Annotated in this window: 10 protein-coding genes and 1 tRNA gene; 6 read left to right on the top strand and 5 right to left on the bottom strand. The window is 61.8% G+C overall.

Features of this window, described 5'->3' with window-relative positions; genetic code table 11:
* Positions 1-47 precede the first annotated feature (47 nt).
* Together ACR3EL_RS12425 and ACR3EL_RS12420 are read left to right on the top strand one after the other, a co-directional pair.
* On the top strand, positions 48-536 hold the full coding sequence (locus ACR3EL_RS12425; RefSeq protein WP_170340093.1) for an Lrp/AsnC family transcriptional regulator: 489 nt from the start codon (positions 48-50) through the stop codon (positions 534-536).
* 30 nt (positions 537-566) lie between these two features.
* Complete coding sequence (locus ACR3EL_RS12420; protein ID WP_480721775.1) at positions 567-1,133, top strand: tetratricopeptide repeat protein; 567 nt, start codon at positions 567-569, stop codon at positions 1,131-1,133.
* A 54-nt stretch (positions 1,134-1,187) separates the two neighbouring features.
* Here the strand turns inward: ACR3EL_RS12420 and ACR3EL_RS12415 are convergent, their stop codons facing one another.
* Complete coding sequence (locus tag ACR3EL_RS12415; RefSeq protein ID WP_480721773.1) at positions 1,188-3,077, bottom strand: PhoX family protein; 1,890 nt, start codon at positions 3,075-3,077, stop codon at positions 1,188-1,190.
* Positions 3,078-3,384: 307 nt separating this feature from the next.
* On the opposite strand from ACR3EL_RS12415, the gene ACR3EL_RS12410 reads away from it, so the two are divergent.
* From ACR3EL_RS12410 to ACR3EL_RS12395, 4 genes are all read left to right on the top strand, one after another.
* Positions 3,385-3,458 (top strand) — tRNA-Gly (locus ACR3EL_RS12410).
* Between the two features lie 128 nt (positions 3,459-3,586).
* Positions 3,587-5,407 (top strand): ABC transporter transmembrane domain-containing protein, encoded by a 1,821-nt coding sequence (locus tag ACR3EL_RS12405; protein ID WP_170340098.1) that lies wholly within the window; start codon positions 3,587-3,589, stop codon positions 5,405-5,407.
* Between the two features lie 154 nt (positions 5,408-5,561).
* The gene (locus ACR3EL_RS12400; RefSeq protein WP_170340100.1) at positions 5,562-7,451 is read left to right on the top strand and encodes an acyl-CoA synthetase; all 1,890 of its coding nucleotides are present in this window, start codon (positions 5,562-5,564) and stop codon (positions 7,449-7,451) included.
* A 12-nt stretch (positions 7,452-7,463) separates the two neighbouring features.
* Positions 7,464-8,387: an alpha/beta hydrolase gene (locus ACR3EL_RS12395; protein ID WP_480721770.1), complete on the top strand. Its 924-nt coding sequence runs from the start codon at positions 7,464-7,466 to the stop codon at positions 8,385-8,387.
* Positions 8,388-8,393: 6 nt separating this feature from the next.
* On the opposite strand, the gene ACR3EL_RS12390 is transcribed toward ACR3EL_RS12395, so the two are convergent.
* The 4 genes from ACR3EL_RS12390 to ACR3EL_RS12375 form a co-directional block, all read right to left on the bottom strand.
* Complete coding sequence (locus ACR3EL_RS12390) at positions 8,394-9,230, bottom strand: alkaline phosphatase family protein (protein ID WP_480721768.1); 837 nt, start codon at positions 9,228-9,230, stop codon at positions 8,394-8,396.
* A gap of 159 nt (positions 9,231-9,389) precedes the next feature.
* A complete protein-coding gene (locus ACR3EL_RS12385; RefSeq protein ID WP_170340105.1) occupies positions 9,390-11,027 on the bottom strand; it encodes an ABC transporter ATP-binding protein in 1,638 nt (545 codons plus the stop codon).
* The gene (locus tag ACR3EL_RS12380) at positions 11,024-11,839 is read right to left on the bottom strand and encodes an ABC transporter permease (protein ID WP_170340106.1); all 816 of its coding nucleotides are present in this window, start codon (positions 11,837-11,839) and stop codon (positions 11,024-11,026) included. The genes ACR3EL_RS12385 and ACR3EL_RS12380 overlap by 4 nt, the downstream gene beginning before the upstream one ends.
* Complete coding sequence (locus ACR3EL_RS12375; RefSeq protein WP_170340107.1) at positions 11,836-12,792, bottom strand: ABC transporter permease; 957 nt, start codon at positions 12,790-12,792, stop codon at positions 11,836-11,838. The genes ACR3EL_RS12380 and ACR3EL_RS12375 overlap by 4 nt, the downstream gene beginning before the upstream one ends.
* Positions 12,793-12,800: the final 8 nt, after the last annotated feature.

Here is a 12,800-nt window from a genome sequence, read left to right as displayed (position 1 = left end):
AATTGTTCTAACAAGCATGTATCGTCCTGAATTTTGGATCAAATGCCATGCGAAAAGACTTTCCGGGTTTGGACCGGTTCGACCGCGCGATTCTGTCCATCGTGGCCGAGGACGGGCGGATCTCGGTCGCTGATCTGGCCCGGCGGATCGGGCTGTCGAAATCGCCGACACAGGCGCGGCTGAAACGGCTCGAGTCCGAAGGGATCATCACTGGCTATCGAGCCATGCTGGACCCGATCCGCCTGGGCCTGGACCATGTGGCATTTGTCGAGGTGCGCTTGACCGACACGCGGGAAAAGGCGCTGGCTGAATTCAACGCGGACGTGCGCAAGGTGCCCGAGATCGAACAAGCGCATATGATCGCGTCGAATTTCGACTATCTGCTGAAGGTGCGGACGGGGTCGATGACGGAATATCGCGCGGTTCTGGCCGAAAAGATCTCGTCGCTGCCGCATGTGGCTAGCACCTCGACCTTCGTGGCGATGGAGGCGGTGAAAGAGACCGGGCTGGCAGATGCCATCGATGGTGCGGGTTGACGAAAGGGCGATCCGCGTCACCATTGAACTATGAGACACCTAATTCTTTCCACAGTTCTGAGCGCAGGCGTTGCGATTCCGGCGCTTGCTGAGACCTGTCCGTCTGCGCCCGATCACGCCGCCCGGCTGGGTGAACTTATCGGTCAGATCCAGCAGGCCGAGACCGAGATGGCCGCCCGCGAGATCTCGAACCAGATGTGGGAGTTGTGGGCCGACGCACCTGACGAGGCCGCGCAGACCGTATTGGATCAGGGCATGTCCAGACGAAATGACTGGGATCTGTTGGGGGCGCTGCAGGATTTCGACCGTTTGATTGCGTACTGCCCCGAGTATGCCGAGGGCTACAACCAGCGCGCCTTCGTGAATTTCCTGCGCCAGGATTTTGACTCGGCCCTGACCGATCTGGACCGTGCTCTGGAACTGTCGCCGAACCATATCGCAGCGATGAGCGGTCGGGCGCTGACCCTCATGGGTCTGCAGAGAATGGAAGAAGCCCGCGTTGCTCTGGCAGAGGCGCTGGAACTGAACCCTTGGCTGCCCGAGCGTCACCTTGCGGCCGATGGTGGGCCTTTGGCGATGCCCGGCCAAGATCTCTGAACGGCGCTGCCACCCCCGACGCTTCGCCGGGGGTGATCGCTGAGGTAAGACGGTTCAGCCGACCAGTCCGTTGTCCTTGCGTTTGATCGCGATGATCGAGGAACGCGGCGTGCCCCCATCTGGCCAGGATCCACCGGGGTGCTGGATGCCTACGAACATGGTCCGGCGGTCGGCCGACCATGTCAGGCCGGTCACCTCGCAGCCGTTCGGGCCGGTCATGAAGCGAACGATTTCACCCGTGATTGGGTCGCCGGCCAGCATCTGGTTGTTGCCATGGCCTGCAAAATCGCCTTCGTTGTCGTCGTTCCCGTCGGTCTGGATCCAGACCACGCCGGTGCTGTCGATCATCATCCCGTCGGGCGAGTTGAACAGGTTGCCTTCGTTTACGTTCCCGGAACCGGCATATGCATCGGAATGCACTGTCGGGTTGCCGGCCATGACGTACAGATCCCACTGAAACGCGGTTTCTGCATGATCCTGGTTGGCTGGTCGCCAGCGAACAATCTGCCCGTATTTGTTGGCTTCCCGAGGGTTGGGACCATTGACCGAAGTATCATCGCCACCCGCATTTGGTTTGACGCCACGGTTCTTGTTGTTGGTCAGGCAGCAATAGGCCTCGGCAAGAACCGGGCTGGTTGCAACCCATTCCGGTCGGTCCATCGTGGTTCCACCGGCCTCAGACGCCGCGATGCGGGCAAAGATCAGAATCTCGGCTTCGTCCATGCCGGTGGTTTCCGGTGTCAGCGGCACCCATTCACCGGACATGTCGTCGTTGAATCTGGCAACATAAAGCGTGCCGTCATCCAGCAGACCTTCGGTATCCCCGCCGGGGGTGTAGACGCCGTTCGAGACGAATTTGTACAGGTATTCGCCCCGCTCATCATCGCCCATATAGACGACAATGCGACCATCCTTGGCCAACTCGACCGCGGCGTTTTCATGTTTGAACCGCCCAAGTCCGGTATGCTTGACCGGGGTGCTGTTGGGATCGGTCGGGTCGATTTCGACCACCCAGCCGACGCGATGTGGTTCGTTGGGGTTCTTCGAGGTGTCAAACCGCGGATCGAACAATTCGTACCCGTTCCAGCTTTCGGCCTTGATGCCGTATCGCTTGAAGCCATCCGCGACCTTTGGAGTATATGTCGCGCTTTCGTTGCTGGAGCCGAAGTAGCCGTTAAAGTTCTCTTCGCAGGTCAGGTAGGTGCCCCAAGGTGTCTTGCCCGAGCCGCAATTGTTCATCGTGCCCAGCGACGTTGTGCCGGTCGGATCGGCCTCGGTCTTCAGCAGGTCGTGGCCAGCTGCCGGCCCCACGATCTTCATGGGGGTGTTGTGGTGAATTCGGCGATTGAAAGGGCTGTCCTTGACCACGGTCCAGCCATCCGGGGTTTCGGCAATTTCCATCACCGTCACACCCTGCAGGTTCTGCAACTTTCGAACGTCATCCGCGTTTGCGGGCACACCTTCCTGCGCTGCGGGCAGGTTGATTTTGCGATTGGGATACTCGTGATTGATGGCGATCAACTGGTGCCCTTGGAACGAGAAGGTTTCCATACCATCAGTGTTTTCGCCAAAAACCTTGTCCGAGTTTTCGACCGGTCCACCATCGGTGATGTCATACCCGTCAGCCTCGGAGAACAGCGGATCGCCCCAGCGCATGAGGACTTTCCATTCATACCCCTCGGGTACATGCACGGTGCCATCGGTCTGGGCCGCGATCGGAGTGAACGCAAAACGAGAAGCGGTCTGTGCGTAGGCTGAGGTCGACCCCAGCAGACCGCTGCCCATGGCCGCAGCGCCCGACCCGAAGGCCAACACTCCGCCCAGAAAGCCGCGTCGCGACAGGGCGCTTTCGACGACGCGGTCAAAGTCGTTTTCGTCGGGGCGGGGAAAATGCAGTTCGTCCCAGTCGTCGGCGGAAAGGGTGGCTGGATCAACGTCTTTCATTGGATGATTCCTCGCTGTCGGAATGAATTTGTGAAACGGATTTAGGAACTGATTGTTACAGGTACTTAACAACCCCATTAACAGTTTGGGGCGGTACACACGCTAGGCAGGTTTTCGCGAACGGCAAGCACTGCAATCGTATGCTGCGCCAGTGCGCGGCCCCAAAACAAGTGCAATTCAGAGCGATTGGCGGTTGGCCGCGCAGCCCGTCCCGGGTGACCGCACGCAGACAGCCGCAAAAGCGATGCGCAGGAGGATTTCGGTTCTTGACGGCGGCCCGGGCATGGACTACTCAGCCCTTCACCAAGCGGGTATAGCTTAATGGTAAAGCCCCTGCCTTCCAAGCAGGCTATGTCGGTTCGATTCCGTCTACCCGCTCCAAACTCTCCGGAATAAGTTGCGTCAAAAAGCCCTTGTCGGGGTGCTATTGCGCGCAGTCTCCTTGACCCGGCGCGCCTGCACCGCCAAGAAGCCGTATCGCGAGTCCCAGAAGGTAAAAAGGGTCAGGCATGGCAAGAACACGCTCCGCCAACCAAGCAAACGTGCAAGCGCCCGGTGCTCATGAAGATCGACCTGGATCCCGGAAGCTGAGCGTGCTGGCCTCTTTGTGGCCGTTCATGAAGCCTTACCGGCTGCTGATGCTTGGGGCGACGCTGGCGTTGGTTCTGACGGCGAGCATGACGCTGACTTTGCCTTTGGCCGTGCGGCGCGTCGTCGACAATTTCCGCATCGAAGACGGTGAGCTGCTCGATTGGTATTTCCTGGCGGCGCTGGGCATCGCGGCGGTTCTGGCGGTGGGAACAGGTATCCGGTACATGCTGGTGACCCGGTTGGGCGAGCGGGTCGTGGCTGACATCCGCAAGGCCGTATTTGACCGCGTCATCGGCATGAGCCCCGCCTTCTACGAACGCATCATGACCGGTGAGGTCCTGAGCCGTATCACCACCGATACCACGCTGATCCAATCCGTTCTGGGGTCGTCAGTGTCGATCGCATTGCGGAATTTCCTGATGTTCATCGGCGGGCTTGTGCTGATGTTGCTGACTTCGGCCAAGCTGACCGGGCTGGTTCTGCTGCTGATCCCGGTGGTGGTGGTGCCGATCCTGGTTCTCGGGCGTCGGCTGAGGGTCATCAGCCGCGAAAATCAGGATTGGATCGCCGCCTCGTCGGGCAATGCTGGCGAGGCGCTGGGCGCCGTTCAGACCGTACAGGCGTTCACCCATGAGGACGCCAGCCGCCGCCAGTTTGGCGACATGACCGAGACCTCGTACCATGTGTCCCTGCGCCGTATCCAGACGCGGGCGGTTCTGACCGTGATCGTGATCTTCCTGGTGTTCTCGGGGATCGTCGGCGTTTTGTGGATGGGGGCGAACGATGTGCGCAACGGCGTGATGACCGAAGGCGTGCTGATCCAGTTCGTGATCTATTCGATCATCATGGCCGGGTCCGTGGCCGCGCTTTCCGAAATCTGGAGCGAGCTGCAACGCGCCGCAGGCGCAACCGAACGGCTGGTCGAGTTGCTGAACGCCGAGGATACGGTCAACGACCCGGCACAGCCCAGGGCGCTGCCGCAGCCGGTCAAGGGGCAGATCACCTTTGACAACGTGACCTTCCGCTACCCGGCCCGGCCCGACATTCTGGCGCTGGACGACCTGTCGCTGACGGTGAACCCTGGCGAGACCGTGGCCTTCGTCGGCCCCTCGGGCGCGGGCAAGACGACCGTGATCCAGTTGATCCAGCGGTTCTACGACCCCGAGGCCGGTCAGGTCAGCCTGGACGGGATCGGTCTGCGCGACATGCGCCGGGCGGATTTCCGGCAGCACATGGCGCTGGTGCCGCAGGACCCGGTGATCTTTGCGGCCTCGGCACGCGAAAACATCCGGTTCGGACGGCTGGACGCCTCGGATGCCGAGGTCGAGGCCGCGGCCCGTGCCGCCGCGGCGCATGACTTCATCTCGGCCCTGCCCGAAGGCTATGACAGTTTCGTCGGCGAACGCGGCGTGATGCTGTCGGGCGGTCAGAAACAGCGCATCGCCATCGCGCGAGCGATTTTGCGCGACGCTCCGGTTCTGCTGCTGGACGAAGCGACCTCGGCGCTGGACGCCGAGAGCGAGCGCGCCGTTCAGGCCGCCGTTGACCAGATGCGCGCCGGGCGCACCACCCTGATCGTGGCGCACCGTCTGGCCACCGTGAAAAAGGCCGATCGCATCGTGGTTATGGAGAACGGCCGGATCGTGGCGCAGGGCACCCATGACGATCTCGTGGCGCAAGATGGGCTTTATGCGCGACTGGCGCGTCTCCAGTTCACCGATGGTGTGGCCGCCGAGTGAAGTGACGCGCGGGCATTTCGCGAACCGCCGTAGCGTCATTCTACTTTTTCCCCTTGCCCAAGGGTAAGCCCTCGCTTGCGCAGGGCTGCATTTGCTTACATCTTGGACGCAAGACAGCCCGCAAAAATGCAGGGTAAAAAAGGGGAGGAACCACATGGCCTTTGTGGGCAAGGAAGACAAACTGAGAATGGAGCAGGAAATGCCGTGGGAGGACCGCGATGTCCCCGTCACGTTCCATCAACTGCTCTCGCGGACGGCCACCAAGTTCCCGGATCGCAACGCGATCAGTTTCCAGATCCTGTCCGGCCCCAAGGACAAGGCCGAAACCCTGACATGGTCGCAACTGCTGGCCAAGACGAACCAGGCGGCCAACCTGTTCCGCTCTTTGGGGGTCAAGGAAAACGACGTGGTGGCCTATGTGCTGCCCAACTGCAACGAGACGCTGGTCACCATGATGGGCGGCGCGGTGGCCGGGATCGTGAACCCGATCAACCCGCTGCTCGAGCCCGAGCAGATCGCGTCGATCCTGCGTGAGACCAAGGCCAAGGTCGTGGTCACGCTGAAACCTTTCCCAAAAACGGACGTCGCGCAGAAGGTCGCCGAGGCCGTGCGCCACGCGCCGGGTGTCAACACCGTGCTGGAGATTGACCTGAACCGATACCTGACACCCCCCAAGTCGTGGATCGTGCCGTTGGTCCGGCCCAAGATGGCCGACAAAGAGCATCTGGCCCACGCCGACTACCTGGATTTCAACAAGGAACTGGCCAAGCAACCCACCACGCTGACCTTCGAGGACAGCAAAGAGGACCGGGTCGCCTGCTATTTCCACACCGGCGGCACCACGGGTATGCCGAAGGTCGCGCAGCACAAATATTCCGGCATGATCTACAATGGGTGGCTGGGCCACACGCTGCTGTTCTCGGAAGAGGACGTGATCATGTGCCCGCTGCCGATGTTCCACGTCTTTGCCTGCCATGTGATCGTGATGGCGGCGGTGTCTTCGGGCGCCCATGTGGTGTTCCCGACCCCCGCCGGGTATCGCGGCGACGGCGTGTTCGACAACTTCTGGAAGCTGATCGAGCGCTGGAAGGTTTCGTTCATCATCACCGTGCCCACGGCGATTTCGGCCAAGATGCAGCGTCCGGTGGATGCCGACATCTCGACCGTCAAGACGGCCTTCTCGGGCTCGGCTCCGCTGCCGGTCGAACTGTTCCGCCGCTTCGAAAAAGCGACCGGTGTGACCATCGTCGAAGGTTATGGCCTGACCGAAGCCACCTGCCTGGTGTCTTGCAACCCGGTGGATGGCGAGAAGAAGATCGGCTCGATCGGGATTCCGTTCCCGTACACCGACGTCAAGATCCTGCGCGACAGCCCCGACGGCCCCAAGGAATGTGCGGTGGACGAAGTGGGCGAGATCTGCGTGTCGAACCCGGGTGTCTATGCCGGGAACACCTATACCGAGGAAGACAAGAACGTCGATCTCTACTATTTCGACAAGTACTTGCGAACCGGCGACCTGGGGCGGTTCGATGCGGACGGGTATCTGTGGATCACCGGCCGCGCCAAGGACCTGATCATTCGCGGCGGTCACAACATCGACCCGGCCGAGATCGAAGAGGCCCTGCTGGGCCATGACGCCGTGGCCTTTGCCGGCGCCATCGGCCAGCCCGACGCCCATGCGGGCGAGGTTCCCTGTGCCTTTGTCGAACTGGTCGACGGTGCAAGTGTGACCGAGGCGGAACTGTTGGAATACTGCAAGATTCACGTGCATGAACGCGCCGCGCATCCCAAGCACATGACGATCCTGCCCGAACTGCCGAAAACCGCGGTGGGCAAGGTCTTCAAGCCTGAGCTGCGCAAACAGGCGATCACGCGGGTCTACAACCAGGCGTTGGAAACTGCCGGTGTTGCGGCGCGGGTCGTGTCGGTCATCGACGACAAAAAGCGCGGCCTTGTCGCGCAGCTTGACGCGAACGGCGCATCCGAGGACGATGTGAACCAGGTGCTGGGCAACTTCACCCGGCCGTGGGAGTGGGCCGACTGATCCGGAGGGGCAATGGATTATGAACGTCTGATCGACGAGGAGACCTGGGCGTTCATCCGGCGCACCGCCGAAAGCTATCCCGAAGACGCGGTGGATCGGTCCATCAAGGACCAGCGCCGCGTCTACGACGACATGTGCCGCGCGTTTCGGCAGCCGCGTCCACCGGGCGTCGAAACGCGGGACAGCTCGGCCGATGGGGTCGGGGTGCGCGTCTATTCCTGCGGAGATCCAACCCGAACCGTCGTCTACATGCATGGCGGCGGTTTCGTCGTCGGCGGGCTGGACAGCCACGATGACGTCTGCGCCGAACTATGCGCCCAAACCGGCTATCGGGTAGTGGCGGTCGACTACCGCCTGTGTCCTGAGCATGTGCATCCGGCGCAGTTCCAGGATTGCTGGACCGCGGTGAACTGGGTGGAAGCCGAATTCGGCGATCCGCTGGTTCTGGCCGGAGACAGCGCGGGCGGAAACCTCGCCGCAGCCGTCGCCCATCACGCGCGCGCGCGCATCGGGAACATCCTAGGGCAGGTTCTGATCTATCCCGGTTTGGGGGGCGACCCGAACCAGGGATCGTATATCGAACACGCCCACGCCCCGATGCTGACGCGCGACGAGGTCCAGTTCTATGAGAAAGTCCGCTGCGGCGGCGCCGTCCCGGAACATGACCCAACATTCGCACCCCTGCACGATACCGACTTTTCCGGGCTGCCGCCGACGGTAGTCGTGACCGCCGACTGCGATCCCCTGCGTGATGACGGAGCCGCGTACTGCGCCAAAATCACCGCCGCCGGCGGGCAGGCGCATTGGATCAACGAGGCCGGCCTCGTGCATGGCTACCTGCGCGCCCGCCATTCGGTGACCCGCGCCGCCGACAGCTTCGAACGGATCTCGATCGCGGTCGAGGCGCTGGGGCAGGGGTTGTGGAACTACGACTGACCGCGCTCAGCGCAGGAACGGCCTGGCCTTCATCGTCTCGGCCACCGGTGCGCCCATGCGGGTCAGGATCGTGGGCGCCAACTGTAATTGGTCAATGACCGTTTCCGCATCGGGACCCTCGGCATCGCCGAAGTAGTACAGCGCCGTTTCCTGCTGCAGCGCGCTGCGCCCGCCGTGGTGGCCGCGCTCGTCCTGGCCGTGATCGGCGGTCACGATCACCTCGTATCCCAACTGCCGCCAGCGGGGGATGAAAGGGGCCAGCATCTCGTCCATGACGAAGCAGGCGTGATCCATCTCTTCACAGTCGTGGTAGAAGCGGTGGCCCATGCTGTCGAGCGTACAGGTATGGAGAATGCCGTAATCCAGCCCGAACCGCAGGCACAGGTTGGTCAGGGTCGCGAACAGGTCGACATCGGACGGCGTCATCTGGTTGGCCTTGCCATAGCCCGTCATCGAGTGGAAGCGGCCGTGGTTGATGGTGGCGCTGTCCGGCTCGTCGTATTCGATGTCGCGCACATAGTCGAAAGGGTGGCGGTTGAAGAACTGCGACCAGAAGCTGTGGGTCACCGCCCCGGTCACGCCGCCGGCCTCGCGCACCTGGCTGAAGATGTCCTTGTGGTCCAGACGGAACACGTTGCCGTTTCCGGTGCAGCCATGCTCCTGCGGTGTCACGCCAGTGTGGATCGAGGCATAGCAGCTTGCCGAAATCGACGGGAGCACAGAGCGGTGTTTCCAAACCCGCGCCTCGCCGCTGTCGACCCAGCCTTCGAGGTTGCCGAAAAGCCGGCGGAAATTGCGCCACGGCACCCCGTCGAGAATGATCAGCAGCAGTTTGCGGTCCATCGCATGGCCCTCGTGTTGGATGGCTTGTTTGCCTCACCCTAGGAGATTCGGTCAGCCAAGGCTGCCCGTTCGCGCCCGGAATGAGCAAATCCCGACACTTCGATACAAACAAAGTGTCGGGATTTCAGAGTGTTTTGCCGGCGTTCACAGCCTGCGGCATCAGTTGCCGGCGCTCTCCATCTTTCGGTGGGCCACGACCTCTTCCAGCCAGCCCAGATGCATTTCCGGCACCGAGCTGAGCAGCAGATCGGTATAATCGTCGAATGGCGGGCTCAGCACCTGCGATTTGGATCCATAGCGCACCACGCGCCCCTGATACATCACGGCTATGCTGTCGCTGATCGCGCGCACCGTCGCCAGGTCATGGGTGATGAACAGATAGGCCACGTCCTCGATCTTCTGCAGGTCCAGCAACAGCTTGAGAATGCCGTCCGCCACCAGCGGATCCAGCGCCGAGGTGACCTCGTCACAGATGATCATCTTGGGCTTGGCCGCCAGCGCGCGGGCAATGCACACACGCTGCTTCTGACCACCCGACAGCTCCGCCGGATACCGGTCGATGAAACCTTCGCCCAGTTCGATCTCGTCCAACAGTTCGATGATGCGCTTGCGCTTCTCGGCGCCGCGCATGTTGAAATAGAACTCGAGCGGCCGGCCGATGATGGTTCCCACGGTCTGGCGCGGGTTCATCGCAACATCGGCCATCTGATAGATCATCTGCAACTCGCGCAGGTCCTCGCGCGAGCGTCCGGCCAGATCGGGGCTGAGCTTGCGCCCGGCAAAGGTGATCTCGCCGTCGCGCGGGGGTAGCAGGCCGGTGATCACCCGAGCCAGCGTGGATTTGCCCGATCCCGATTCCCCCACGACCGCCAGCGTCTGCCCCGGATGAAGCTCGACATTGACGTTGTGCAGCACGTCGAAGTTCAACCCCTTGTAACGGGCCGTGATGCCATCAACCTGCAGCACGGGTTCGGGCGTAGGCTGCTTTTCCTCGTGTTCGATCGAACGGACCGAAACCAGCGCCTGCGTGTACTCTTCCTGCGGGTTGTTGATGATCTGGTCGGTGGTGCCGTATTCGACCGTGTCGCCCATGCGCAGCACCATGATGTCATCGCTGACCTGCGCCACCACCGCCAGATCGTGGGTGATGTACAGCGCGGCCACACCGGTGTCGCGGATTGCTTCCTTGATGGCCATCAGGACGTCGATCTGCGTGGTCACGTCCAGCGCGGTCGTGGGTTCGTCGAACACCACCAGATCCGGTTCGGGACACAGCGCCAGCGCCGTCATGCAACGCTGCAACTGCCCGCCCGAGACCTGATGCGGATAGCGGTTGCCGATGTTGTCCGGGTCGGGAAGACCCAGCTTGGCGAACAGTCCACGCGCACGGGCCTCGGCCTCTTTGCGGCTGAACTTCTTCTGCTCGACCGCGGCTTCGACCACCTGATCCATGATCTTCTTTGCGGGATTGAAGGACGCTGCCGCCGATTGCGACACATAGGTCACCTCGCCGCCGCGCAGTTTGCGGATATCCGACAGCGACGTCTTGAGGATGTCGCGCCCGTTCACCCAGACCTCGCCGCCGGTGATCTTCACGCCGCCCCGGCCATAGGCCATCGAGGCCAGCCCGATGGTCGACTTCCCGGCACCGGATTCCCCGATCAGACCCAGCACCTTGCCGCGCTCGAGGTCAAAGCTGACCCCGTGCACGATTTCGATGTCACGGGGCTTTTCGCCCGGCGGATATACGGTTGCGCCGATCTTGAGGTCGCGGACCTTGAGAAGGGTATCGCTCATCCCCGGCCTCCTTTCAGCGATGTGGTGCGGTTCAGGATCCAGTCGGCCACCAGGTTGACCGAGATGGCCAATGTAGCGATGGCCACTGCCGGATACAGCGCCGCGCCGATGCCATAGACGATGCCGTCCTTGTTTTCTTTCACGATGCCGCCCCAATCGGCCAGCGGGGGCTGAACGCCCAGGCCCAGGAATGACAGGGTCGAGACGAACAGGACCATGAAGATGAAGCGCAGGCCCAGTTCGGCCACCAGCGGTGACAGCGCGTTGGGCAGGATCTCGCGGAAGATGATCCAGCCGCGGCCCTCACCGCGCAGCTTGGCGGCCTCGACATAGTCCATGACTTCGATGTCAACAGCCACGGCCCGGGCCAGGCGATAGACGCGGGTGGCGTCCAACAGGCCCATGACCACGATCAGAACCGGGATGGTGACCGGCACCATCGCCAGAACCACCAGCGCGGTGATTAGCGACGGGATCGACATGATCAGGTCTACGGTCCGTGACATCACCTGATCAGCCCAGCCCCCCAGTACGGCGGCCAGAAAGCCCAGGATCGAACCGGTGACGAAGCTGAGGATGGTGGCGGCGGTGGCGATGAAGATCGTGGTTCGCCCGCCATAAATCATGCGGCTGAGAAGATCGCGGCCGATATTGTCGGTGCCCAGCCAGAATTGCGAGCTCGATGGCTCCCACACGTCGCCTACCACCTCGGCCATGCCGTAGGGCGCCAGGAAGGGCGCAAAGACGGCGATGATGAAATACAGGGCGGTGAAGGCCAGCCCGATCATTGCAGAGATTGGGATGTTCTTCATTTCGGGTGCCTCAGCCTTGGGTTGGCCAGGATTGCGACGATGTCGGCCACCATGTTCAGCCCGATGTAGATTGCGGCAAAGATGACCCCGCAGGCCAGAACCACCGGCACGTCGCGTTTGGTCACGTGATCCACAAGGTACTGTCCCATGCCGGGATAGACGAACACCACCTCGACCACGACGACGCCCACGACCAGATAGGCCAGGTTCAGCATCACCACGTTCACGATGGGGGCGATGGCGTTCGGGAAGGCATGGCGCCAGATGACCTTGAAGTTGCTCAGGCCCTTCAGTTCGGCCGTTTCGACATAGGCCGACTGCATCACGTTCAAAATCGCGGCGCGGGTCATGCGCATCATATGCGCCAGAACCACCATGGTCAGCACGATCACGGGCAGCGCGATCGAGTTCAGCTTTTGCCAAAAGGACATGCTGTCATTGATCATCGCCAGCGGCGAGAACATGCCCAGCTTGACCGCGATGAAATAGACAAGGACATAGCCGATCAGGAATTCCGGGATCGAGATTGTCGTCAGGGTGACGGCCGAGATCAGCTTGTCGGGCCAGCGGTTGCGGTAGCGTACCGCGACGAGGCCAAGAAAAATTGCAAGGGGCACCGAGACGATGGCTGCCCAAAAGGCAAGAAACAACGTATTGCCCAATCGGTTGCTGACCGACTCGGCGATGTCCAGCTTGTTGGTCAGGGACGTGCCCATGTCACCTTGGACAATTCCGCCAAGCCATTCGAAATACCGGGTCAAGGCGGGACGGTTCAGCCCCATCTCCTCACGGAGGTTGGCAAGGGATTCAGGGGTGGCGGACTGCCCCAGGACGGCTTGCGCGGCGTCTCCGGGTAGGGCCTCGGTCAACCCGAAAATCAGGGCCGAAGCGCCAAACAGCAAGAGGAATCCCAGCGCCAGGCGCTGGGAAACCAGTTTGATGATAGGATGCATACCTGTCG

The organism is Ruegeria sp. BJ3 (assembly GCF_056535665.1).
The sequence above is the reverse complement of the archived record's forward strand: the minus strand, read 5'-3'. Positions and strand labels throughout refer to the sequence as shown.